Origin of the sequence: Serratia sp. 22264 (assembly GCF_052045345.1) — a bacterium.
Classification (GTDB): Bacteria; Pseudomonadota; Gammaproteobacteria; order Enterobacterales; family Enterobacteriaceae; genus Serratia; species Serratia plymuthica.
On sequence record NZ_JBQEOY010000007.1, the window covers coordinates 165361 to 190293 of the forward strand.

A 24933-nucleotide genomic window follows, 5' to 3' on the forward strand; every position below is an offset into this window, starting at 1 on the left:
TGAATACCCCGGATAAGCCCTCTAAAAATCAGCTTAGCCTATCCGGCTGCACCGGGCCTGAGTTTTGCCTACGGCTGCCGCGTATCGACGTCAAAGTGCAGGAACGCCAGCTGAACCACCCGGTCAATCGTATGTTCACTTTGATTATTGAGGTGCAGATAGTGTTGTAAATGCAGTAAATCAGCGATAAACGCGGCAATGCCGAGCTCGGGTTCAACGATGCCGGCTTGTTGCATAAACGGCAGAAGTTGCTGTGCGGCTTTTGCCGCCCGAATCAGGTTATCGTCGCTGTTTGCCTGGAACGGTTGTTCGGCGAAGGTGGCGATCAGGGTATTCAATTCAGGAAGCGCAGTTTTCATGATTACGCCCTACGGAGGTGGATTATCAGCGTGATTCGCGCCGCCTGCAGCTCTGGGACGGCGATGTCAATCAGGGTCAATTTCTTCGATAATCACCATGTTCGTAGCGATAAGCGCTATCTCTGTCGTATTGCGATGGGCCATATTGCGCCCCCTCGTAATACGAGCGGTTATGATGGCTATGTTTCCCGAGGGAAATACAGCCGCTTAATAAAAACGCCGCGGCGATACAGCTCAGAACAAACATTTTCTTCATTTTCTTTCCCCAGGCATCAACGGTAAAAGGTATTAAAAAGCGGTGGCCCCATCAGTGCCGGCCACCGGCTTATCCAGACAATTCATTACCAACCTATGGACAGGCAACCGCTCAGTAAAAACACCGAAGCGATACCGCAGCCCAGTAAAACCCACTTTTTCATAGCTTCTCCCATGACATCCGCACAGATGAACGTATCGACACATAACGGTACCGTACGGTTTAGTTTTGCATTGATTTCATCCAACTGTCAAGACAATGTCTCTGTCGCTCTGATTAGCGGAGTTGTCCTGTGGTCATGTGGTCAGGGCGCGCAGCGGCCCCGATCGTCCATCGCCCAATGCCGGGCCGTGGCGGCAATCCGCCCTGCAAGATTGCCGATAACCTGCTGCTGCCCCAGCAACATCGCCGTATAGCCCGGCTGAACGGCCTGCGTCAGGCGGCTGCGGCACACCAGCCTTCGCCCCTGTACATTCAGGCTCCAACCGGCGTCTAACTCAACGGCTCGTCCCGGCCAGGCGTCAAAACGCCGTATCTCAAGCTGTATTCTCACCGTGGGGGTCTCCCCGGCTTTAGCCAACCCGGCAACGTCCTGCGTACCGAGACGCTGCGCCAGCTCGGCGGAAAGCGCGGTGCGGATCTCATCGCCAAGCGGGCTGAGCCAGCGTTCATTTTCCAGCACCAGCGCGCCGCTTTGCCCCTGACGCACCACCAGCTGCGACAGGTCAATCTGCGGCGGAATGCCGACCGGCAGTACGGCAATCAGAAAGGGTGCAGGCTGCACCGGCGGCGGATCGGCTGCCGGCGCCACCAGCGTGTGGTAATGCACCGACGGGGAAGAACAGGCGGTCAGCGAAACCATAAGCATCAAAAAACAAAGCCGCGACGGTGACATCATTTTTTCGAACCTTGCAGAGAAGAGTCATGGCTGCCTGGATTGGGCAGAGGGGGATCCTCAGTTCGGCCTTGCAACAGCGACTCGGGGTGGCGATCAAGTTGGTCAGCCAGGTTGCGTACCGCACGCAGGGCGCGTAGCGCTTCCTGTAAAGACTGGCTAAACGTCAGCATCAGCGGCGAGTCTTCCGCCAGCAGATCTTGTGCGGTTTGCGCCGTTTGGCTCATCTGCCTGAGCAATTGATTCGCCGCCGGCAACGTCTGGCCATTGACCTGCTTAAGGCTGTTATCCACCCCGGCCAGCGTGGCGTTCAGGTTCTGCGCAATCGACGCCAGCGGCATTTTATCCACCTTGCTGACGATGCTGGCGATCTGCTCCTGCAGCCGGTCGAAACCGCCGTTGATGGTCGGCAGCACCAGCGGGCGGGCATGAATATCAAACGGCACCCTGGCGGCATTGGGTACAAAATCCAGCGAGATATAAAGCTGCCCGGTGAGCAGGTTGCTCGGCGTGGCCTGAGCGCGCAGGCCGTGCTCCACCAGATCGCGGGTAAACGCCGCCGTCTCTTGCTCCAGGCCCCGATTTTGCTTCGGCAGCTTGCTCAACACGTTGCCAAGCCGGTTCGGGTAAACCTCGATACCGACCACCGACGGGAAACGGTAGCCTTGGGGGCTGTAATCCAGATCGACCGAGACCACCCGGCCAATCTTGATGCTGGAGAACTCGACCGCCGCACCGACTTCCAGACCGTGCAATGAACGCTCAAAGCGCAGCTTGAAGCGCATCGGCGGGCCATCGGGCGCGGCCAGAGCGGATTCCTGATCTTTAGCCAGCACGTATTCGCCCTTCGGCCCGACGGGGGAAGCCCCTGAAGCGTTTTCCGGCGTGGCGAAGGCGATGCCGCCCGCCATGATGACGGCGACCGTTTGCGTTCTGAGCCGGAATCCGTTGGCGCCCACCGACACGTCCAAACCGCTGGCGTTCCAGAAACGTGAGTTCGGCGTCACGAAGCGATCGTAAGGCGCATCGATAAAGATTTGCAGGCTGACGCTCTTGCCATCGGCATTAAGCTGATAGGACGCGATCCGCCCTACCGGCACCCGTCGGTAATAGACCGGCGAGCCGATATCCAGCGAGCCCAAGTCGTCGGTCTGCACCACAAAGCGGGAACCCGGCATGTCGTTGATGATGGCCGGCGGCGATTCAAGCCCGGTGAAAGCGCTGCGGGTGCGGGCCGAGCTTCCTTTGTCCACGCCGATGTACGCTCCCGACAGCAGGGTATCGATGCCGGTGACGCCACCGATACCGACGCGCGGGCGCACTACCCAGAACCGAGTGTCGGCACGGGCCAGGTTCGCCGCGCTTTCGTTGAGGCTGACCGTCACCAGCACCTGCGAGTCGTCGCCACGCAGTTGGATATCTTTGACGACGCCGACCGTCACGTCTTTGTATTTCACCGCCGTTTTGCCCGGCTCCAGACCGGTGGCGGTCTGGAAGGTAATGGCGATCTCCGGGCCGGCCGCGAGCCAGGCATGCAGCAGCATCGAAGCGCCAATCAGCAGCGCAATGACCGGCACCAGCCAGATCGGCGATGGCCAGCGGCGACGGATCACCCCAGGCTCACCGGGTTGTTGTGGAATCGGGTTCACTTATCGTCACCTTCCCAGATCAGGCGAGGGTCATAAGCCATGGCGGACAACATGGTCAGGATGACCACCAGGCCGAAAAACAGGATGCCGCTGCGGGGTTCCGCCGCGCTCAGCGTTTGGAACTGCACCAGCGCCGACACGACGCCCACCACCACCACGTCCAGCATCGACCAATAACCGATCCCTTCCGTCAGCCGGTAAAGCCTTGCTCTTTCGCCCATCGCCCAGGTACTACGGCGCCGGGAAGCGAGCAGCAGCAGGCCGAGGCTCAGAAATTTCAGGCAGGGGATCACCACGCTGGCGACAAAGATCACCAGCGCGATGCCATAGGAGCCGGCACGCCAGAAATCGATCACTCCGGCCATGATGGTACTTTCACTGTCCTTGCCGAACAGACGAGTGGACATCACCGGCAGAAGGTTGGCGGGGATATACAAAATCACGGCGGCGATCAGCAACGCCCAGGGGCGAGCCAGACCACCGGGCCGCCGGCCATGCAACCGGGTACGGCAACGCGGGCAGCGGGAAAGGTGACGGCACGCCAACCCGCAGGTCGGACAGCCCACCACGTTAATTTGCCGGGCATAGAGTGGCCTATTCATGATCTTCCTCCCCCTCATCCGGTGCTACCGGCATCCGTTCCCACAATGGTTGAAGATCCTGGCTGCCGATGATGACAATCAGCAACATCAGGGCCGCCATCGCCAAGCTGCCGGGGCCTGCTACCACCTGCAAAAAACCGGACAGTTTGATGGCCGCCACCAAAAACCCCAACATGCCGACCTCAACCCGACTCCAGGGCCGCAGCCATTTCAGCAGCCTGACAGCACCGATAAAACCCGGCGCGCAACGGCCCGCATGGGCAAACATCAGTACCCAGCCGAAGAGCGTAATTTGCAGAAAAGGCGCCACAATCAGTAAGAACACCATGCAAACCGCCAGCGGCAGCGTGACACCCTGAGCCAGCGCCACGGCGGCCTGCCAAAGGGTGGCGACATTCTGCACCGCATGGAAGCTGACGCCGATCACCGGGCAGACGTTGGCCACGACAAAAGCGATGATTGCGGTCAGCGCCAGCGCCAACATCCGTTCGGTGTTGATCTGCCCGGCGCGATAGAGCGTGGCGCGGCAACGCAGGCAGCGCGCTTCGTCACCCGCCGTGAGTGGCCGGTAGCGATAGACGCTGTCGCAGTGCCGACACACCACCGTATTGGGTAAGATTTTCATCTGGTTAATGGGAACGAGGTTCCTGGCAAGGTGTTGAGAGCGGATAACCGGCATGTGCCGGCTACCCGCCTCATTTTTTATTATCAGGCAGCGTTTGCCTGCCTGTTTTCCCCTTGGTGTTGACTGACTCTTTCTATATTTCACACTCTTTACTTCAGGATCTCGGCCAGTTCTTCGGCGGCTTTATCGATCCCTACCTCGGCGGCGCTCAACGAGCCGATGCTGGCACCGACGTTCATGGCGTTCGGGTATTGCCTGGCGACGTAAGCGTTAAGCAGGCGCTGGGTCGAGGCGTCATAGACCTCGACGGCGTAATTGACCGAGCCGTTGAGCATCCCTTCTTTACCGCGAATGGATTGCACGATGTTGTATGGCCCGCCCGCCAAATCAAACTTGGTGAAGGTGCCAACCACCGGCGTGGTGGTCTCTGCCCCGGTCAGCGTCAGCTTCAGGCGAAGCGCATCGGGTGCCGGGCTGCTGACCTCACGAAAACGGGGGCGCAGCGCTTCGCTGAATTTACTGTGCATATAGTCTGCCAGCGCCTTGCGATCTTCCTGCGAGACCTCGCCAAACTGGTTGTCCGCACCCTGATAAATGACAACCGGCTCAATGATGATGTTGGTGTATTTTTTCCACTCCACCGGGGTGGTATAGCGGTAAGGAATACGGTCGGATTGATCGTCAGTGTTAGGCTTTAACTGTGATGATGAATCAATACTGGCGTAACGCACCGGCGGCGTTCCGGCGCAGCCGACCAGCGCGATGGCAAGTGCCAGCATTGCCGGACGAGAAACCTTGAGGTATGCGAACATTTAGGTGATCCTGTAAAAGAAAATGCCACCAATATCGGTCAGAACGTGCTGTTTCAGCGACGATATTTGCCCGCTGCGTACGCCCGAGTATGCGGCCTTGACGGCCCGTACAGCGCTGCCCCCGGCGGGGTAAACAGACATTGAAATGGATGAAAAACCGCCAAAACAAAACTGTACAGTTGAGTTTTGCATTGATATTCTTCGCTTGTCAAGAAGATGTCTTTTTTTGTGCGATTTCCCGGTTAGCTTGCAGGAGAGATGATGAAAGTACGGACCAACGCGCGCCGCGATGCCATCGTTGAAGAGGCAGCACTGCTGTTTCAGGAGATGGGCTATGAGCGTGCATCGATGAATGAGCTGGCGAAACGAGTCGGCGGCTCCAAAGCGACGCTGTACGGGTATTTTCCTTCCAAGGAGGAGCTGTTTACCGCCGTTGTTCGCCAGCACGCCACCCAGCATCTTTCCGAAGCCGCCACCGAGTTGATGAATGAAAAACGGGGCAAGGAGACGCTGGAACAAACGCTGACGCGCTTCGGCGAACAGATGCTGCTGGTGCTGACCAACGACAACAGCGCAATGGCGGTTTACCGCATGGTGGTCGCCGAGGCCGGGCATTCTGATATCGGCACGCTGTTTTACGAGGCCGGCCCGCGCGAGAGCGTGGAAAAACTGTCGGTGCTGATGTCTGCCGCCATGGATCGCCAGGAACTGCGGCTGGCCGACCCTTACCTCAAGGCAACCCAATTCCTTTCACTGCTCACCGCCGAGATCGACATGCGGGTATTCCAGCGCGAATTGCAGCCGATCAGCCTGCCGCGCATTCGCGAGATGGTCAGCAACGCAGTGAGCATGTTCCTGGGCGGCGCGGCATTTAAAAAGGGCATTTGACGGGCGGGTTAACTGGGCTTTATTGCCCGTGTATCGCTGTATATCACACTGCCGCCCCCCAGACCGGCACCAGCGGCTGTAGAGGCTTTTATGGCATTTTGTCTGGAGATTTGTGCGGGCGAGAACGTTTTCCCGGCTGAGGCAGACCCGCAAAAATCCATTCCGGTTTGGAGTAACAATCGGCCTTACTGCCCCCGCGCCGCCAGCGCCTGAGCGCAAGCCCAGGCCGAGCTCCAGGCCCACTGGAAGTTATAACCGCCCAGCCACCCTGTCACATCCACCACTTCGCCGATAAAGTACAGGCCGGGCACCTTGCCGGCTTCCATCGTTTTGGAAGACAGCTCTTTGGTATCCACGCCGCCAAGCGTCACTTCCGCCGTGCGGTAGCCTTCGGTGCCGTTCGGCTGCACGCGCCAATTCTGCAAGGTTTCGACCAGCGCGGCCTGTTGCGTGGGGTTCAGCTGCTTCAGCGTGGCTTCCGGCAATTGCCCCAGCGTTTGCAGGCACTCCACCAGGCGTTTTGGCAGGTGCAGCGCCAGGGTGTTTTTCAGGCTTTGGTTGGGATGGGCCTGACGTTGCTCATTAAGGAAGCCCGCCAGATCGAGTGCAGGAAGTAAGTTAACGCTCACAAACTCACCAGGCTGCCAGTAGCTGGAAAGCTGCAATACCGCCGGGCCGGAAAGGCCACGATGGGTGAAAAGCAGACTTTCGCGGAAGCTGACGCCGTTTTCGGCGGTGATCACCGCCGGCACGGAGACGCCGGACAGCGTTTGCAGGTGTTCCAGCAGCGGTTTATGCAAGGTAAAAGGCACCAGCGCGGCGCGGGTCGGCAACACCTTCAGGCCAAACTGCTCCGCCAGCTTGTAGCCGAACGGCGACGCGCCCAGCCCCGGCATGGAAAGCCCGCCGCTGGCCACCACGAGTGAGCGAGCACTCACTTTCTCGCCATTCAGCGCCAGTTCGAAACCGGCTTCGGTTTTTTCCACGCCCAGCACTTCACTGCGCAGGCGCGTCGTCACCTGGCCCAGTTCGCACTCTTTAACCAGCAGTTCGACCACCTGCTGCGCCGAGTCATCGCAAAACAGCTGCCCCAGCGTTTTCTCGTGGTAGGCGATGCCGTAGCGGTTAATCAGATCGATAAAATCCCACTGGGTATATCGCGCCAGCGCCGATTTACAGAAATGCGGGTTGTTCGACAGGTAGGCGGCCGGTTCGGTGTACATATTAGTAAAGTTACAGCGTCCGCCGCCGGACATCAGGATTTTGCGTCCCGGTTTTTTGCCGTTATCAAGCAGCAGCACCCGGCAACCGAGTTGCCCCGCCTGTGCCGCGCAAAACATGCCCGCTGCGCCCGCACCTATTACCACGACATCAAACTGTTCCACCTGCGCCTCTCTGAATAAAAACCACAATCGCGACAAAAGGCCGCCATATTACGCCGTTTCGCTACCGGTAACCGACAACTTTACGGCGGCAGATTGTAAAGCCATGCCGCCGCCAGCGCCATAGTAAGAAAATATTACAGTACGCTTATCAGCATAAGGTTATGATATTTCATATCTTTGTCATGCCAGCGCCATCGTTTCGTCATATCTAAATCAAAAAAACGTCATATTTTCCTTTTCCCCGGCCCCGGTTGTCACGGATAATGCGCGGCGTTCATGTCCACAAACTGGCGTAACGCTTATGCTGCATTTGTTCGCAGGCCTGGATTTCCATACCGGCCTGATGTTAATTCTCGCATTGTTGTTCGTGTTGTTTTATGAAGCCATCAACGGCTTTCATGATACGGCCAATGCGGTCGCTACAGTAATCTATACCCGTGCCATGCGCTCGCAACTTGCGGTCGTGATGGCGGGCTTGTTCAACTTTCTTGGCGTTATGCTCGGTGGTTTGAGTGTTGCTTACGCCATTGTTCACCTGTTGCCTACCGATCTGTTGTTGAACGTCAGTTCAGCGCACGGATTAGCCATGGTCTTCTCCATGTTGCTGGCGGCGATTATCTGGAACCTCGGCACCTGGTATTTCGGTCTGCCGGCCTCCAGCTCCCACACGCTGATTGGCGCAATTATCGGTGTTGGTTTAACCAACGCACTGATGACTCACACCTCGGTGGTGGATGCGCTTAACGTCCCGAAAATGATCGGTATTTTCCTGTCATTGCTCATCTCGCCGCTGGTCGGCATGATGGTCGCCGGGCTGATGGTGTTTGCCTTGCGCCGCTATTGGAGCGGCAACAAGAAACGCCAGCGTATCCACATGACCCCCGCGGAACGTGAAAAGGTCGACGGCAAACGCAAGCCGCCGTTCTGGACCCGTATCGCACTGATCCTGTCGGCTATCGGTGTCAGCTTCTCGCACGGCGCCAACGACGGCCAGAAAGGCATCGGCCTTATCATGCTGGTGCTGATCGGCGTTGCGCCGGCCGGCTTCGTGGTCAATATGAATGCAACCGGCTATGACATCACCCGTACGCGTGATGCCGTGACCCACCTGCAGCAATATTACCAGCAGCACGGCGATGCCCTGTCACACGTGGTGTCCCTGACGCCGCTGGTGCCAAGCCCGGAAGACGAGGTTTCGCCGAATAAGCCGACCGAGTTCCACTGCGACAGCTCCCGCGCCATGCCGGCGATTGAGCTGACGCAGGGCCTGCTGAACAATCTGCAAAGTTACGATCAACTGACGGTAGAACAGCGCAGCCATCTGCGCCGCCTGCTGATGTGCGTAACGGATACCGCAGACAAGGTCGCCAAACTGCCGGAAACCTCCGCCGCGGACCAGCGTTTCCTGAAGAACCTGCGTCAGGATCTGCTGCAAACCGTTGAGTATGCACCGCTGTGGATCATCGTTGCGGTTGCTCTGGCGCTGTCACTCGGCACCATGGTTGGCTGGAAGCGCGTTGCCACCACCATCGGCGAGAAAATCGGTAAGAAGGGCATGACCTACGCTCAGGGCGTGTCGGCTCAGATGACCGCAGCCTTGTCGATCGGCGTGGCCAGCTACACCGGTATGCCGGTTTCCACCACCCACGTGCTCTCTTCGGCGGTAGCCGGGACGATGATCGTGGACGGCGGCGGCGTACAAAGTAAAACCGTGAAGAACATCCTGTTGGCCTGGTTACTGACCCTGCCGATTTCGATTCTGCTTTCCGGTTCACTGTACTGGCTGGCGCTTAAGGTTATCTAAGCAGCTTGTTCCATGAAAAAGGCGGCCCGATGTGGCCGCCTTTTTTTTGCTCGTAACCAGGGAAACCGCCCGGTTTTAATACCAAATCATCAGCGCCAGCAGGCTGACCACCACCAGCCCGCACAGGGCGGAAGTCAGCATAAACTGGCCGCGCACCCGCTCACAACGGCGGATGAACTCCGGGTCGTGGTGCTCGACGTAGCGCTGCGAGAAGATGTAGCGCACCAGCCGCAACTGCTTGCTCGGCTGGCCGTGGGCAGTAAAGAAACCGCCGCCGTCGACGTATTGGTACAACAGCGGATCGCAGCCGCGCAACACCACCAGCAGCGCACGCAGAGAAGAGTAATACCGCACCATGTTTACCACACACACCACACACAAAGCCCAAAACAGCGCGACGGTACTGATCATGATTGCCCCCTCAAGGCGTTGTTATCCGCGGCGCTCCGCCGGGTCCAACTGCCCTACCTCGATGCCCATTACTGCGGGAGCCTACCGCTCCGATCCCCTTTTTACCGCTCGGGCCACGCATAACCCACAGCCTCTGAAACAAGCCGCCGCCAGGCAAAGTACGGTAGCGCAGACTGGCTCAGAGGAGAAAAGGTGAGGCCCATATTCATTATTGTAGGTGAATGAAACGTAAACTGGCCTGAGCAGTCGATAAAATTTACCGCAACCTGCCCATTTGTCATCCATCGATTGGTTATAAGTGATAACCGCCCTGCCCGCCATTCCCGGTATTTTCCACGGCCAGATGGGCGTTTGGGACTATACTCTGTTTAAGAATGCTTATGTTTCAAGCGGTCAAACCGCCAATAACCCCAGTAATGATAGGATTTTCAACCCAGCGGGTGTAAAACTGACGGGGGTAGAGATGAAGAGATTTTTTGATGCAACACACTGTGATCGCCCCAACATATCATTGTGTTATCTGAATGATAAAATGCAGGTAAACCTAAAGCGCCAGGCTGGTACGCTGAATGCCTGCTAACCCTTTAATCGGCATTATATGGAAGGAGTATTCTCATGGCTTACAAACACATTCTGATTGCGGTAGACCTGTCCCCGGAGAGCAAAATTCTGGTGGAAAAAGCCGTATCTATGGCGCGACCGTACAACGCCAAAGTTTCCCTGATCCACGTAGATGTTAACTATTCCGACCTGTATACCGGCCTGATCGACGTTAATCTCGGCGATATGCAAAAGCGTATCTCCGAGGAAACGCACCACGCGCTGACCGAGCTTTCGCAAAATGCCGGTTACCCGATTACCGAGACCCTGAGCGGCAGCGGCGATTTGGCGCAGGTGCTGGTCGATGCCATCAAGAAATACGATATGGACCTGGTGCTGTGCGGTCACCACCAGGATTTCTGGAGCAAGCTGATGTCCTCTGCGCGCCAACTGATCAACACCGTGCATATCGATATGCTGATTGTGCCGCTGCGTGACGAAGAAGACAGCGCCGAAGATTAAGTAAGCGCTCGCAAACTTAGCCTGCCAACGCCCGCCTCTTGCGGGCGTTTTTCGTTATACCGCGATCATTAATCGCTTGTTAATCAACCGTCCTCCAGTGATATAGTCGCTAAAGACACAACATCATCCCCCAGGCTTTATTCATACCAATATTTATAAAAATAATGGGGGAAATTAATAGTATTACCCTATGAATTTCGGGCTGTAGCCAGGCAGCCAGCTCGCGGCTCCCCAAGCGCTTACTTAATTAAGTCACTGGGGAACCGCGAGCTCAGCTAACAAGGCTACAGCTTGAAAGGCGACGGGTATAAAGGAGCTATCCATGGAAAATGCCGTATCGGTAGAGTCGTTTTTGTCCTCGCTACAACGCCACAATCCCCACCAACCTGAATATTTGCAGGCGGTAAGAGAAGTGTTTACCTCTCTGTGGCCGTTTATCGAACGCAACCCGCGCTATCGCGAGCACGCGTTGCTGGAGCGTTTGGTGGAACCGGAGCGTGCCATCCAGTTCCGCGTCAGTTGGGTGGACGATCGCGGCCAGGTGCAGGTTAACCGTGCCTGGCGCGTGCAGTTCAATTCCGCCATCGGGCCGTATAAAGGCGGTATGCGTTTTCATCCGTCGGTGAATTTATCGATTCTGAAATTCCTCGGCTTCGAGCAGACCTTCAAAAATGCGCTGACCACTTTGCCCATGGGCGGCGGTAAAGGCGGGTCGGATTTCGATCCGAAAGGCAAAAGCCAGGCGGAGATCATGCGTTTCTGCCAGTCGCTGATGACGGAGCTGTACCGCCATCTTGGCCCGGATACCGATGTGCCCGCCGGGGATATCGGCGTTGGCGGCCGTGAAGTCGGCTTTATGACCGGCATGATGAAAAAACTGTCCAACAACACCGCCTGCGTATTTACCGGCAAAGGGCTGTCGTTCGGCGGCAGCCTGATCCGGCCCGAGGCCACAGGTTATGGACTGGTCTATTTCACCGACGCCATGCTGCAACGCCACGGGCTGGGCTTTGAAGGGATGCGGGTCGCCGTTTCCGGCTCAGGCAATGTGGCGCAGTACGCCATCGAGAAGGCGCTGGAACTGGATGCGCGCGTGATCACCGCGTCTGACTCGGGCGGCACCGTGGTCGATGAGGCCGGTTTCACCACCGAGAAGCTGGCCCATCTGGCGGAAATCAAGAATCAGCGTTATGGCCGGGTGGAAGACTACGCCCGTGAGCGCGGCCTGGTCTACCTGGCCGGCCAGCAACCGTGGAGCGTGCCGGTGGATATCGCTCTGCCGTGCGCAACCCAAAACGAACTGGATCTGGAAGCCGCACAGTTGCTGATCCGCAACGGGGTCAAAGCTGTGGCCGAGGGCGCCAATATGCCCACTACCATTCAGGCTACCGATGCGTTCCTGGACGCCGGCGTGCTGTTTGCCCCGGGCAAGGCCGCCAACGCCGGCGGCGTGGCCACTTCCGGGCTGGAGATGGCGCAGAATGCCGCGCGCATCAGCTGGCGGGCAGAAAAAGTGGATGTACGTTTACAACATATCATGGCGGATATTCATCAAGCCTGCGTCGAATACGGCGGTGAAGGGAAACAAACTCACTACGTGCATGGCGCCAATATCGCCGGATTCGTCAAGGTTGCCGATGCCATGTTGGCACAGGGAGTGCTGTAACTCATCCTTAAGGTGACATTGATCACACATCCATTAAATGCTTCAATGCCGGCTCTCCTGCCGGCATTTTTACCGCCCCAAAACGCCATTCCCACCCTTAGGTAGTTGCAATAATGTAAATAAATATGATTTATTTTGTTAAATAAGTGATGATTTTCCGTGGTAAAATTACCACCACTAAATTATTAAACATTTAATTAACATTAAAGCTGCCATAATTTTACCTCAATGTGCGCAGATCACATTTCCTCAACTTCGGTTACGCCCCCTCTTCCATTCCTTTGTAATCTGCACTGGTGGAAAAACATCCACCCCTACAGATAAAAAAGGTACAGCGAATGAAATTTAACCTCGCATTATTAAATGCATGTGTGGTTTCTGCGTGCATGTTATCGACAACACCTGTTTTTGCCGCTGAAAAGTACGAGATCGCCGTGGTTGCCAAAGTGACCGGCATTCCCTGGTTCAACCGTATGGAAGTGGGCGTAAACGACGCAGCCAAAAAGCTCGACGTCAACGCTTACCAAACCGGGCCTTCCACGCCAGACCCGGCCGCACAGGTCAAAGTGATTGAAGATCTGATCGCCAAAAACGTTAACGCCATCATCGTGGTGCCGAACGACGCCAAGGTGCTGGAGCCGGTGCTGAAAAAAGCGCGCGAGAAAGGCATCGTGGTACTGACCCATGAATCCCCGGACCAGCAGATCGGCCAGTGGGACATCGAAACCATCGACAGCGAGAAATATGCGCAGGCCAACGTCGATGAGCTGGCGAAAGACATGGGCGGCAAAGGCGGTTACGCCATTTACGTCGGCTCGCTGACCGTGCCGCTGCACAACGCCTGGGCCGATTCCGCCATCAAATACCAGAAAGCCAAATACCCGGACATGTTCGAAGTCACTTCGCGTCTGCCGGTGGCGGAAAGCATCGATAAATCCTACGCCACCACGCTGGATTTGATGAAAACCTATCCGCAGATGAAAGGCATTATCGGTTTTGGTTCCCTCGGCCCGATCGGTGCCGGCCAGGCAGTCGCCAAGAAACGCGCCAAGGACAAAATCGCCGTGGTGGGCATCGCCATGCCGGCGCAGGCCGCTCCTTACCTGATGCGCGGCGATATCAAGAAAGCGCTGCTGTGGGATCCGAAAGACGCCGGCTATGCGTTGGTGACGGTGGCCGACCAACTGCTGCAAGGCAAGGAAGTGACCAAAGACTTGTCGATAGAAGGCCTGGGTAAAGCCGACGTCGATATGGATAAAAAAGTGATTCGGTTTAATAAAATTCTTGAAGTGACCAAAGATAATGCCAAATCGCTAGGATTTTAATTTTACCCGTTTCACACGGGTATGACTTATTACGCCACACCGGGAAAGTTATTCAATAACCTAAGGCGCAGCGCCTGCTGCGCCTTAGGATAATAAAAACCTGCACAGGTTAACACTATGACCACATCCACCGCATTTATCACCCTGGAGAATATCAGTAAAGGATTCCCAGGCGTGCTGGCATTGGACCAGATAAACCTGACGCTGAATATTGGCGAAGTGCATTGCCTGGCCGGACAAAATGGCTGCGGCAAAAGTACCATTATTAAAATTATTTCCGGCGTTTATCAGCCGGAAAAAGGCGCCAATATTTCGCTGGAAGGTAAACTCTTTCATTCCCTGACGCCGCAGCTCTCCGGCTATTACGGTATTCAGGTGATTTATCAGGATCTGTCGTTATTCCCCAATCTGACGGTGGCGGAAAATATCGCCATTCATCGCTATCTGCCCGGCGGCCATTTCTGGGTGCGCAAGCAGGTGATGCGCCAGACCGCGCTGGACGCCATGGCGCGCGTCGGGGTACATATCGATCCCGATAAAAAAGTGGAAAAACTGTCGATTGCCGATCGCCAACTGGTGGCGATTTGCCGCGCCATTGCCGCCGAAGCGCGGCTGGTGATTATGGATGAGCCTACCGCATCGCTGACGCGTCAGGAGGTCAACGGCCTGCTGCGGGTGGTCAACGAGCTGAAAGCCGCGGGCATTTGCGTGGTGTTTGTCAGCCACCGCCTGGATGAGGTGATGGAAGTCGCCGACCGCATTAGCGTAATGCGCGACGGCAAGCTGGTCGGTACTTACCCGGCAAGCCAGCTCGACAGCCACGAACTGGCGTTCCTGATGACCGGCCAACGCTTCCACTACAGCCAGCTGCCGGCACGCCCGCCAGCCGATACCGCCCCGCTGCTTGAGGTCTGCAACCTCAGCCGACGCGGCAAATACCGGGACATCAATCTTTCGCTGCGCAGCGGCGAAATAGTCTCCATTGTCGGGCTGCTCGGCGCAGGCCGCACCGAGCTATGCCTCAGCCTGTTCGGCATGACGCGCCCGGACAGCGGTGAAATCAAAATCGACGGCCAAGCGGTGCGGCTGCACAACAACCGCGACGCGGTGCGTCACGGTATCGGCTACGTGTCGGAAGATCGTCTGACCCAAGGGTTGATCATGGAACAATCGATCTACGACAACACCATCGTCACGGTGTTTGATCAACTGCATACCCCGCTTGGGTTGCTGGATCACGCCAAGGCGACCGAGCTGGTCAACCGGCTGATCCGCGACCTGAACATCAAGGTGTCCGACAGCGCTTTGCCGGTCAAAACCCTGTCCGGCGGCAACGCCCAGCGTATCGCCATCGCCAAATGGGTAGCGACTCGGCCGAAGATCCTGATCCTCGACTCGCCCACCGTCGGGGTGGATATCGCCAACAAAGAGGGGATCTACCAGATCGCCAAAGATCTGGCCGAGCTCGGCATGGCGGTGTTGATGATCTGCGACGAGATCCCGGAAGCCTATTACAACAGCCATCGGGTGATGGTGATGCGCAAAGGCGAACTGATCGCCGAGTTTTCGCCGCACCACAGCACCGAACAACAGATCGCCGAGGTGGTGAATGGATAAGTCATTACTGGCCCGCCTGGCCGGCCGGCACGAGTTTTACCTGGGCCTGCTGGTGTTGCTGCTGGCCATTGGCCTGAGCGCCGGCACCAGCGAGTTTCTGACGCTCGGCAACCTGACCGACGTCGCCACCAGCTACGCCATTCTCGGCATTCTCGCCTGCGGCCTGTTCGTGGTGCTGATTGCCGGTGGCATCGACATTTCGTTCCCGGCTATCACCGCCATCGCCCAGTACGTGATGGCAACCTGGGTTATCCAGCACGGCGGCGGCTTCCCTTTGGCATTCGTGCTGGCGATGGGCGTCGGCCTGCTGCTCGGGCTGGTGAACGGTTTTCTGGTGTACTGGCTGAAGGTGCCGGCCATCATCATCACCATCGCCACCCTGAATCTGTTCTACGGCCTGCTGGTGTACGCCACCAACGGCACCTGGCTGTACGGTTTCCCAGACTGGTTTATGGACGGCATCAACTGGTTCTCGTTCCAGGGCGCCGATGGCTACGACTACGGCCTGACGCTGCCGCTGCTATGCCTGCTGGCGGTGGTGATCGTCACCGGCGTGCTGATGAACTTTACCCGCCTCGGCCGCCAGATCTTCGCCATGGGCGGCAACCGCGATGCGGCGTCGCGCCTGGGATTGAACCTGCTGCGGCTGCACTTCTACGTTTATGGCTACATGGGCATTCTGGCCGGTATCGCTGCGGTGGTTCAGGCGCAAATCACCCAGTCGGTCGCCCCCAACTCGTTGCTCGGCTTTGAGCTGACGGTGCTGGCGGCGGTGGTGCTCGGCGGTACCAGCATGACCGGCGGCCGCGGCTCGCTGACCGGCACGCTGCTTGGCGTAGTGTTGCTGGCCTTCCTGCAAAACGGCCTGACGCTGCTCAGCGTGTCGGCTTATTGGCACCAGGTGTTCAGCGGCGCGATCATTTTGATCAGCATCAGCAGCACCGCCTGGAATGAAAAACGCAAGCTGGCCAAGGAGCTATGACATGAATTCGTTAACCCGTCTGATCCCGAACGATCGGATCATCCGCCTGCAAAGCGCGATCATCATCGCCGTGGCGCTGCTGTTTGCCGGGCTGCTCGGATCGCGTTTCTTCAGCGTCGGCAACTTCCAGTCGATCGCCTCGCAACTGCCGATCCTCGGCATGCTGGCGCTCGGAATGGGCATTACCATGCTGACCGGCGGCATTAATTTGTCGATCATCGCCGGTGCCAACGCCTGCTCGCTGGTGATGGCGGCGATTATCGTCAGCCATCCGGATCAACCGCTGTTTTTAGCGCTGGCGCTGCTGGCCGGGTTACTGGTCGCAGTCGCCATCGGCGCGCTTAACGGCGTGCTGGTCGCCTGGATCGGCGTTTCGCCGATTCTGGCCTCGCTCGGCACCATGACGCTGATCACCGGCCTGAATATCCTGCTGTCCAACGGCGCTGTGATCTCCGGCTTCCCGGCGGTGATTCAGTACTTCGGCAACGGCAGCCTGCTCGGCATTCCGGTGGCGCTGCTGCTGTTTCTGCTGGTGGCCGTCGGCCTGTGGCTGCTGCTGGAGCACACCACGCTGGGTCGCAGTTTGTACCTGATCGGCTCCAACGAACAGGCCACCCGTTTTAGCGGGGTCAATACCGCCCGGGTGCAGATCGCGGTGTATATCCTGTCTGCCTTGCTCGGCTGGGGCGCAGCCCTATTGATGATGGCCAAGTTCAACTCGGCCAAGGCGGGTTACGGCGAATCCTACCTGCTGGTGACCATTCTGGCCTCGGTGCTGGGCGGCATTAATCCGGACGGCGGTTTTGGCCGGGTACTTGGCCTGGTGCTGGCGCTGATTGTGCTGCAAATGCTGGAAAGCGGCCTCAACCTGCTGGGCGTCAGCAGTTATCTGACCATGGCCCTGTGGGGCGGTGTGCTGATCCTGTTTATCGCATTACAGAATCGAAAAGCCTGACTGGAGAAGAACAATGGCGAGTTATTTTATTGGCGTAGATGTAGGCACTGGAAGCGCACGCGCAGGGGTATTCGATCTCAACGGCCGCATGGTCGGGCAGGCCAGCCGGCCCATCGATTTGTACCGCCCGAAGGCGGACTTTGTCGAACAGTCTTCGGACAATATCTGGCAAGCGGTGTGCAGCGCGGTGCGCGATGCGGTCAACCAGGCCGATATCAACCCGATTCAGGTCAAAGGGCTGGGGTTCGACGCCACCTGTTCGCTGGTGGTGCTGGATAAAGAAGGCCAGCCGCTGACCGTCAGCCCATCCGGCCGCACCGAGCAGAACATCATCGTGTGGATGGATCACCGGGCGATCGTTCAGGCCGAGCGCATCAACGCCACCAAACACCGGGTGCTGGACTTCGTCGGCGGGATCATCTCGCCGGAGATGCAAACCCCCAAAATGCTGTGGCTGAAGCAGCATATGCCGACCACCTGGGCCAATGCCGGCTACCTGTTTGACCTGCCGGATTTTCTCACCTGGCGCGCCACCCAGGACGCCACCCGTTCGCTGTGTTCGACGGTGTGCAAATGGACTTACCTCGGCCATGAACAGCGCTGGGACAAGAGCTATTTCAAACAGATTGGGCTGGAAGACGTGCTGGAACACGACGCCGCCAAAATCGGCAGCGACGTAAAAATGATGGGCGAACCGCTGGGCCACGGCCTGACGCAGCGCGCCGCCGGCGAGATGGGCCTGATTGCCGGTACGGCGGTCAGCGTGTCGATCATCGACGCTCATGCCGGCACCCTCGGCACGCTGGGCGCCACCGGGGTTTCCGGCGAAGTGGCGGATTTTAACCGCCGCATCGCGCTGATCGGCGGTACTTCTACCGGCCATATGGCGATGTCGCGTACCGCGCGCTTTATCGGCGGCGTTTGGGGACCGTATTACTCGGCAATTCTGCCGGAATACTGGCTGAACGAAGGGGGTCAATCCGCTACCGGCGCGTTGATTGACCATGTGATCCAGTCTCATCCGTGCTATCAGGATCTGCTGACGCAGGCGAAAACCCAGGGGCAGACCATCTATGAGGTGCTGAACGCCCTGCTGCGCCGCATGGCCGGCGAGCCGGAGGACATCGCCTTCCTGACCCAGGATATTCACATGTTGCCGTATTTCCACGGCAACCGTTCGCCGCGCGCCAACCCGACGCTGACCGGCACCCTGACCGGGCTGAAGCTGTCGCGCACCCCGGAGGACATGGCGCTGCACTATCTGGCGACCCTCCAGGCGATCGCGCTCGGCACCCGCCATATTATCGAAACCATGAACCAAAGCGGCTACAGCATCGACACCATTATGGCCAGCGGCGGCGGCACCAAGAACCCGCTGTTCGTGCAGGAGCACGCCAACGCCACCGGCTGCGCCATGCTGCTGCCGGAGGAGAGCGAAGCGATGCTGCTGGGCGGCGCGATGATGGGCACCGTGGCGGCGGGCGTGTTCGACACGCTGCCGGAAGCGATGAGCGCCATGAGCCGCATCGGTAAAACCGTTACGCCGCAGACCAACAAAATAAAAAGCTATTACGACCGCAAATACCGCGTGTTCCATGAGCTGTATAACGACCATATGAAATACCGCCGGCTGATGCAGGAGGAGGCGTGATGCAGCAGGAATGGCAGCGTGCAGCGGAGGCCTGGGCCATTTACAGCCGCGAACTGGCGCAACTCAGCCAACGCATCGACGCGCCCACCTGGCAACGGCTGCTGACGCTGCTGGCGGCGTGCCGGGGCAAGATTGTGGTCACCGGCGTCGGCACCTCCGGCATCGCGGCGCGCAAGATTGCCCATATGCTGGCCTGTGTGGAACGGCCGGCCATCTACCTGAACGCCACCGACGCGGCGCACGGCGATTTGGGCTTTCTGCGCGGCGATGATCTGATGATTCTGATTTCGCGCGGCGGCAATTCCGATGAGCTGACCCGCCTGCTGCCGACGCTGCAGGCTAAAGGCGTGCCCTTGATTGGCGTGACGGAAAACCCGGATTCGGCGATCGCTCATGCGGCGCAGCTGGTGATCCGCACCGGGGTGGAAAACGAGATAGATCCGCTGAATATGCTGGCAACTACGTCTATCGTGCTGGTATTGGCGATTTTCGATGCCGCCTGCGCCTGCCTGATGGAACGCAGCGGCTACAGCAAAGAAACCTTGCTGGCGGTGCATCCGGGCGGTGACGTGGGGAAAAGTCTGCGCGAGCAGGAATAACAGCGGGGCGAAGATGTTCGCCCCCTGAGAATAAGCTTACAGCGGCATATAAATATCGAAGCGGTGACTTTTGGTCAGGCTGGCCGCGTGCGCAGGCACGTTGGCCAACGGCGGGGCGTAATCCGGCCGCTTCACCACCACGCGTTTGGTCGCCAGCCGACGCGCAGGCTCCAGCAGGCCGTCGGCGTCGTCATCGCTGCCCACCAGCGACTGAAATACCCGCATCTCTTTCTTCACCAGCGCGCTTTTTTGCTTGTGCGGATACATAGGATCGAGATACACCACTTCGGGCCGTGGATCGAGGCCGGTCAGTGCGGTCAGGCTGGAGGCGTGCAGCAGCGTCAAGCGCTCGCGCAGCCACGGGCCGATTTCCGTATCCTGATAGCCGCGTTGCAGCCCGTCATCCAACAGCGCCGCTACCACCGGGTTGCGTTCCAGCATCCGCACCTTGCAGCCCAGCGAAGCCAGCACAAAGGCATCACGCCCCAGCCCGGCGGTCGCGTCCACCACCTCCGGCAGGTAATTGCCCTTGATGCCGACCGCTTTCGCCACCGCCTCACCGCGCCCGCCGCCGAAGCGACGCCGATGCGCCAGGGTGCCGGAAACAAAATCGACGTAAATCGCGCCCAGTTTGGGCTCGTCGCGTTTACGCAGCTCCAGCCGCTGCGGCGTCAGCACCAGCGCCATCAGCGCGTCGTCGTCCGACGTTAACTGCCAGCGCTCCGCCAGAATAGACAAGGCGCCGGGATCGGCGCCTTCTTCACACAATAAACACACGCTCACCGGTGGGTTATCCTTTAATACCGTAATGGCGCAGCATAGCATCCAGCTGCGGCTCACGGCCACGGAAGCGTTTGAACAGTTCCATCGGCTCTTCCGAACCGCCGCGCGACAGGATGTTGTCGAGGAAGGATTTACCGGTTTCGGCGTTGAAAATCCCCTCTTCTTCAAAGCGCGAGTAGGCATCGGCAGACAGCACTTCCGCCCACAGATAGCTGTAATAACCCGCCGCATAACCGCCGGCAAAGATATGGCTGAAGGCATGTGGGAAGCGGCCCCAGCTTGGTGAAGGCACCACGGCCACCGTTTTTTTCACTTCCGCCAGCGTCGGCAGGATTTGCGCACCTTTTTCCGGGCTGTACTCGGCGTGCATGCGGAAATCGAACAGGCCGAACTCCAGCTGGCGCAGGATAAACAGTGCCGCCTGGTAGTTTTTGGCCGCCAGCAGCTTGTCGAGCATCTCTTTCGGCAGCGGCTCGCCGCTCTGATAATGGCCGGAGATAAAGGCCAGCGCTTCCGGCTCCCAGCACCAGTTTTCCATAAACTGGCTCGGCAGCTCGACCGCATCCCACGGCACGCCGCTGATGCCGGAGACGCCGGCGGTATCGATTTGGGTCAGCATATGGTGCAGACCGTGGCCGAACTCGTGGAACAGCGTAGTCACTTCGTTATGAGTGAACAGCGCCGGTTTGTCGCCCAGCGGGCGGTTGAAGTTACAGGTCAGGTAGGCAACCGGTTTTTGCAGCGAGCCGTCGGCCTTGCGCAGGCTGCCGACGCAGTCGTCCATCCAGGCGCCGCCGCGTTTGTTTTCACGCGCGTACAGGTCAAGGTAGAAGCTGCCGCGCAGTTCGCCGTCGGCATCGAACAGGTCAAAGAAGCGCACTTCAGGATGCCAGGTATCCACATCCTTGCGCTCTTTGGCAGTGATGCCGTAAATGCGTTTCACCACTTCGAACAGCCCTTCTACTACGCGCTGTTCAGGGAAGTACGGGCGCAGCTGTTCGTCGCTGATGGAGAACAGGTGCTGTTTTTGTTTTTCACCGTAATAGGTGATGTCCCAGGCTTCCAGCTCATCCACGCCGTAATGCTGTTTGGCGAAGGCGCGCAGTTGCGCCAGCTCTTTCTCGGCCTGCGGCCGGGCGCGCTTGGCCAGATCGCTCAGGAAACCGAGCACCTGCTCCGGGTTTTCCGCCATTTTGGTCGCCAGCGATTTGTCGGCGTAGCTGGCGAAGCCCAGCAGTTCCGCCAGTTCGTGGCGCAGCGCCAGCGTTTCCGCCATCACTTCGCTGTTGTCCCATTTGCCGGCGTTCGGCCCCTGATCAGAAGCGCGAGTAGCAAAGGCGCGGTACATTTCTTCACGCAGCGCACGGTTGTCGCCGTAGGTCAGCACCGGCAGGTAGCTCGGCATATCCAGCGTCAGCAGCCAGCCGTCCTGCTCTTTGGCCTGCGCCATCGCCTGGGCCTGTGCCAGCGCGCTTTCCGGCAGGCCGCTCAGCTCGGCTTCGTCGGTAATCAGTTTGCTCCAGCCCATGGTGGCGTCGAGCACATTGTTGCTGTAGGTAGAACCCAGCTCGGACAGGCGCGCGACGATCTCGCCGTAGCGCCGTTGTTTTTCCGCCGATAGACCAATGCCCGACAGTTCGAAATCACGCAGCGCGTTTTCCACCGACTTGCGCTGTGGCGCAGTCAGTTGGCTGAACGCTTCGCCCTCTTTCAGGCTGCGATAGGCCTGATACAGCCCCTCATGCTGGCCCACCCAGGTGCCGTATTCAGACAGCAGCGGCAGCGCCTGCTCGTAGGCGGCGCGCAGCTCCGGGCTGTTTTTGACCGAGTTCAGGTGCCCGACCGGCGACCAGATGCGCGACAGGCGATCGTCCGACTCCGCCAGCGGCTGACACAGGTTATCCCAGGTGAACGGCCCCGGCTGCGCAACCACGCGCTCTACCGCAGCGCGGCAATCGGCCAATGCGGATTGCACCGCAGGCACGATATCTTCAGGGCGAATGGCGGAAAACGGCGGCAGGGAAAACGGTGTCAGCAACGGATTTGTCATAGGGCAGTCCTGATTAGCGTTGGGGCCCGCCGCAGTGGGCAGGCCTTAAAATGCGAATGAATCTCTAACATGGAGCCAAGCAGCGGGAAAATCAATGGCCGGGCGTTGATAGATAGTGCCTTGGTCGGCAGAGTCAGGCGGTTAGCGGCTGCTTCTCATCCTGTTTGATCAGAGAGACCAGTTCGCGCAGCAACTCGCGAGAACACAAATCCAGACAGTTATCGTAAACCACTACAGATGCCGAAGGTATTTTTGGCAAGTTAAACCGTTCGGTGACGTCTATCAGCTCCAGCCGATCCACCGGGCTTAGCAAGCCCAGAGGCAAAGGTGCAATACCTAACCCCATTTTTGTCGCAGCAAGAATAGCGTTGAGCCCTCCCCCCTGGAAACTGTCATACCAATCTTTCCCATGTTCAAGAAGCAGATCGATAATGAGTTTTCTTAAACGACACGATTCCTTTAGCGTAATTAATGGCAATTTTTTTATTTCTGCCATCATATTTATGGCACCATACCAACCATAACTTTCCTGGCGCAAATATTCGCCACCTTTTTTATCACCATCTTGGGTGATTATTGCAATGTCTATTTTTTTATTTTCAAATTGCTGAAGAATGGAAGAGGAACCGTCTACAATTACTTTAATTAAAATATCAGAATAACGCTGTCTTAATTGGGTCAGAATAAACATAAATTGATGGTCAATAACATGATCGCTGATACCAATGTTAATTTCTTTATTCTCATTAGCCATATTTATAGATCTGATCGCAATAAAATGCGCATCCAGCAATGCCCTGGCTTTGGGCAAAAAACTTTTCCCCTCCTGAGAAAGGTAAACATTCCTGGGTGTTCGGTGGAATAACGGCTGACCCAAAATTTTCTCAAGCCTTTGAATTTTAATGGTAACACCGGCCTGAGTGATGCAAAGCGACTCCGCAGCCAAAGTAAAACTGCTCAACTCCGCCACCTTAAGAAATGCCTCGACGGTATGTATATCAAGGTAATACCCCATGATCCATAACCTCTCATTATTTCTGAAATTACATTAACGAAATTGTATCACACGAATCGTTTTGGTAAACATAGCTAGCGGTTAAATCAACATTTCTGGATATTTTTTATTACATTTATTTTACGCGATGGCGAAATGCTATCGCCTTTTTGGGCAAAGTGATGAAGGTAGATGTAAATGAAAACCATTACCAAATTTCAACCTTATACGCTACGCAATATTAACCAAGCACCACAATGGCAGAATTTCACTTCTGAAATGCGTCATTCTGTCGAAGTATTGAGCCACGTTCTTCCTTTTCGTGTGAACCAGTACATTCTTGATGAACTGATTGATTGGGATAACATCCCGGATGACCCGATATTTCGCCTGACCTTCCCACACAAGGACATGCTAAGAAGCGAAGAGTTTTCTCAGCTAAGTGATGCAATAACTCGCCAAGCTGGTGATGCAGAACTTCAAATGCTAGTGAACAAAATTCGCATGCGAATGAACCCACATCCAGCGGGTCAACTAACCCACAACGTCCCCATATTGGATAATGAGCCACTGAGCGGCCTTCAGCATAAGTATAAAGAGACCGTGCTTTTCTTCCCCTCAGCCGGTCAAACCTGCCATGCTTACTGCACATTTTGCTTCCGCTGGCCCCAATTTGTAGGCATGGATGAGCTCAAGTTCGAGGCACGTAACTCGCAGATGTTGGTGGAGTATCTCAAACGTCATACTGAAGTCACGGATATCCTCATTACCGGTGGCGATCCGATGATCATGAATGCTCGCGCATTAGGTGATTATATTCGACCATTGCTCGTTCCTGAGCTGAGTCATATAAAAAATATCCGAATCGGAACCAAATCTGTATCTTATTGGCCGCAGCGTTATTTGACGGACAAAGATGCGGATGACGTGTTACGTATTTTTGAGGAGGTAGTGGCTTCCGGGCGGAATCTGGCTTTGATGGCGCATTATAACCATCCACACGAAATCCAACCAGAGGTCGCACAACGCGCTCTGAAACGCATTATTTCAACCGGGGCCACCGTTCGCATGCAATCCCCTTTAATTCGCCACATCAATGATAATCCCAAAGACTGGGCGACGTTATGGACAACAGGAGTCCGATTAGGCGCAATTCCTTATTATATGTTTGTGGAGCGCGATACCGGACCTAATGATTACTTTGGAATGCCGTTAATTCGAGCATGGGAGATTTTCCAAGAAGCGTACAAATCCGTTTCTGGGCTGGCGCGTACGGTACGGGGCCCGTCAATGAGCGCATTCCCAGGCAAGATAATGATCGACGGCGTAATCGACATTGCGGGCGAAAAAGTCTTTGCATTACAATTTCTGCAAGCACGTAATCCAGATTGGGTACGTCGACCATTCTACGCAAAATATGATCCAACCGCCTTATGGTTTGATGACTTAAAACCTGCATTTGGCGAATCTCATTTCTTTTTCGAACAGCAAACCAATACTCAGATAATGCCAGAATCTGAAGTAAGGATCGCCGTCACCTCAATCTGATTTTTTATTAATAGA

General features: G+C 57.0%; 23 protein-coding genes. 12 read left to right on the forward strand and 11 right to left on the reverse strand.

All coding sequences use genetic code 11. The annotated features are described in order from the left end of the window. Positions 1-68 precede the first annotated feature (68 nt). From ACTJJ1_RS21150 to ACTJJ1_RS21175, 6 genes are all read right to left on the reverse strand, one after another. Positions 69-359, reverse strand: coding sequence for a hypothetical protein (locus ACTJJ1_RS21150; RefSeq protein WP_004951518.1), 291 nt, complete (start codon positions 357-359; stop codon positions 69-71). A 560-nt stretch (positions 360-919) separates the two neighbouring features. Further along, positions 920-1513, reverse strand: coding sequence for a PqiC family protein (locus ACTJJ1_RS21155; RefSeq protein ID WP_421414397.1), 594 nt, complete (start codon positions 1511-1513; stop codon positions 920-922). Next, positions 1510-3159: a PqiB family protein gene (locus ACTJJ1_RS21160; protein WP_440835159.1), complete on the reverse strand. Its 1650-nt coding sequence runs from the start codon at positions 3157-3159 to the stop codon at positions 1510-1512. Before ACTJJ1_RS21160 ends, ACTJJ1_RS21155 begins: the two co-directional genes overlap by 4 nt. After that, positions 3156-3761, reverse strand: coding sequence for a paraquat-inducible protein A (locus tag ACTJJ1_RS21165; protein WP_004951527.1), 606 nt, complete (start codon positions 3759-3761; stop codon positions 3156-3158). The genes ACTJJ1_RS21160 and ACTJJ1_RS21165 overlap by 4 nt, the downstream gene beginning before the upstream one ends. Then, positions 3754-4386, reverse strand: a complete 633-nt coding sequence (locus tag ACTJJ1_RS21170; RefSeq protein WP_440835161.1) for a paraquat-inducible protein A — start codon at positions 4384-4386, stop codon at positions 3754-3756. Before ACTJJ1_RS21170 ends, ACTJJ1_RS21165 begins: the two co-directional genes overlap by 8 nt. A 149-nt stretch (positions 4387-4535) precedes the next feature. Next, positions 4536-5198 carry a DUF3313 domain-containing protein gene (locus ACTJJ1_RS21175; protein WP_440835163.1) on the reverse strand — a complete coding sequence of 221 codons (663 nt, stop codon included), beginning with the start codon at positions 5196-5198 and terminating at the stop codon, positions 4536-4538. Between the two features lie 261 nt (positions 5199-5459). Between ACTJJ1_RS21175 and ACTJJ1_RS21180 the strand changes: the two genes are divergently transcribed. Beyond that, the gene (locus tag ACTJJ1_RS21180; RefSeq protein ID WP_004951537.1) at positions 5460-6086 is read left to right on the forward strand and encodes a TetR/AcrR family transcriptional regulator; all 627 of its coding nucleotides are present in this window, start codon (positions 5460-5462) and stop codon (positions 6084-6086) included. Positions 6087-6271: 185 nt separating this feature from the next. Here the strand turns inward: ACTJJ1_RS21180 and ACTJJ1_RS21185 are convergent, their stop codons facing one another. Next, a complete protein-coding gene (locus tag ACTJJ1_RS21185) occupies positions 6272-7471 on the reverse strand; it encodes an NAD(P)/FAD-dependent oxidoreductase (protein WP_311995098.1) in 1200 nt (399 codons plus the stop codon). A 301-nt stretch (positions 7472-7772) separates the two neighbouring features. On the opposite strand from ACTJJ1_RS21185, the gene pitA reads away from it, so the two are divergent. Further along, positions 7773-9275 (forward strand): inorganic phosphate transporter PitA, encoded by a 1503-nt coding sequence (gene pitA, locus ACTJJ1_RS21190; RefSeq protein ID WP_004951543.1) that lies wholly within the window; start codon positions 7773-7775, stop codon positions 9273-9275. 75 nt (positions 9276-9350) lie between these two features. Here the strand turns inward: pitA and uspB are convergent, their stop codons facing one another. Next, the gene (gene uspB, locus ACTJJ1_RS21195) at positions 9351-9686 is read right to left on the reverse strand and encodes a universal stress protein UspB (protein WP_004951547.1); all 336 of its coding nucleotides are present in this window, start codon (positions 9684-9686) and stop codon (positions 9351-9353) included. Between the two features lie 298 nt (positions 9687-9984). On the opposite strand from uspB, the gene ACTJJ1_RS21200 reads away from it, so the two are divergent. From ACTJJ1_RS21200 to ACTJJ1_RS21240, 9 genes are all read left to right on the forward strand, one after another. Further along, positions 9985-10266 (forward strand): hypothetical protein, encoded by a 282-nt coding sequence (locus ACTJJ1_RS21200; RefSeq protein ID WP_139281166.1) that lies wholly within the window; start codon positions 9985-9987, stop codon positions 10264-10266. A 35-nt stretch (positions 10267-10301) separates the two neighbouring features. After that, positions 10302-10748, forward strand: a complete 447-nt coding sequence (gene uspA, locus ACTJJ1_RS21205) for a universal stress protein UspA (protein ID WP_004951550.1) — start codon at positions 10302-10304, stop codon at positions 10746-10748. A gap of 322 nt (positions 10749-11070) precedes the next feature. Continuing rightward, positions 11071-12414 carry an NADP-specific glutamate dehydrogenase gene (gene gdhA / locus ACTJJ1_RS21210; protein WP_004951552.1) on the forward strand — a complete coding sequence of 448 codons (1344 nt, stop codon included), beginning with the start codon at positions 11071-11073 and terminating at the stop codon, positions 12412-12414. 338 nt (positions 12415-12752) lie between these two features. Then, on the forward strand, positions 12753-13739 hold the full coding sequence (locus ACTJJ1_RS21215) for an autoinducer 2 ABC transporter substrate-binding protein (protein ID WP_004951554.1): 987 nt from the start codon (positions 12753-12755) through the stop codon (positions 13737-13739). 117 nt (positions 13740-13856) lie between these two features. Continuing rightward, complete coding sequence (locus ACTJJ1_RS21220) at positions 13857-15356, forward strand: sugar ABC transporter ATP-binding protein (RefSeq protein ID WP_440835168.1); 1500 nt, start codon at positions 13857-13859, stop codon at positions 15354-15356. Then, the gene (locus tag ACTJJ1_RS21225; protein WP_004951557.1) at positions 15349-16338 is read left to right on the forward strand and encodes an ABC transporter permease; all 990 of its coding nucleotides are present in this window, start codon (positions 15349-15351) and stop codon (positions 16336-16338) included. The genes ACTJJ1_RS21220 and ACTJJ1_RS21225 overlap by 8 nt, the downstream gene beginning before the upstream one ends. A 1-nt stretch (position 16339) precedes the next feature. Next, on the forward strand, positions 16340-17293 hold the full coding sequence (locus ACTJJ1_RS21230) for an ABC transporter permease (protein WP_004951560.1): 954 nt from the start codon (positions 16340-16342) through the stop codon (positions 17291-17293). A gap of 13 nt (positions 17294-17306) precedes the next feature. After that, a complete protein-coding gene (locus ACTJJ1_RS21235) occupies positions 17307-18944 on the forward strand; it encodes an FGGY-family carbohydrate kinase (RefSeq protein ID WP_004951563.1) in 1638 nt (545 codons plus the stop codon). After that, positions 18944-19543, forward strand: a complete 600-nt coding sequence (locus ACTJJ1_RS21240) for a KpsF/GutQ family sugar-phosphate isomerase (RefSeq protein WP_006328695.1) — start codon at positions 18944-18946, stop codon at positions 19541-19543. The genes ACTJJ1_RS21235 and ACTJJ1_RS21240 overlap by 1 nt, the downstream gene beginning before the upstream one ends. A gap of 36 nt (positions 19544-19579) precedes the next feature. On the opposite strand, the gene rsmJ is transcribed toward ACTJJ1_RS21240, so the two are convergent. The 3 genes from rsmJ to ACTJJ1_RS21255 all read right to left on the reverse strand — a co-directional run bounded on the left by rsmJ (position 19580) and on the right by ACTJJ1_RS21255 (position 23391). Beyond that, the gene (rsmJ, locus tag ACTJJ1_RS21245; protein WP_004951569.1) at positions 19580-20326 is read right to left on the reverse strand and encodes a 16S rRNA (guanine(1516)-N(2))-methyltransferase RsmJ; all 747 of its coding nucleotides are present in this window, start codon (positions 20324-20326) and stop codon (positions 19580-19582) included. Positions 20327-20333: 7 nt separating this feature from the next. After that, on the reverse strand, positions 20334-22376 hold the full coding sequence (prlC, locus tag ACTJJ1_RS21250; RefSeq protein WP_004951573.1) for an oligopeptidase A: 2043 nt from the start codon (positions 22374-22376) through the stop codon (positions 20334-20336). Between the two features lie 133 nt (positions 22377-22509). Then, positions 22510-23391, reverse strand: a complete 882-nt coding sequence (locus ACTJJ1_RS21255) for a LysR family transcriptional regulator (protein WP_004951576.1) — start codon at positions 23389-23391, stop codon at positions 22510-22512. A 177-nt stretch (positions 23392-23568) separates the two neighbouring features. Between ACTJJ1_RS21255 and ACTJJ1_RS21260 the strand changes: the two genes are divergently transcribed. Further along, positions 23569-24918 (forward strand): KamA family radical SAM protein, encoded by a 1350-nt coding sequence (locus tag ACTJJ1_RS21260; protein ID WP_440835172.1) that lies wholly within the window; start codon positions 23569-23571, stop codon positions 24916-24918. The last annotated feature ends 15 nt before the right edge of the window (positions 24919-24933 follow it).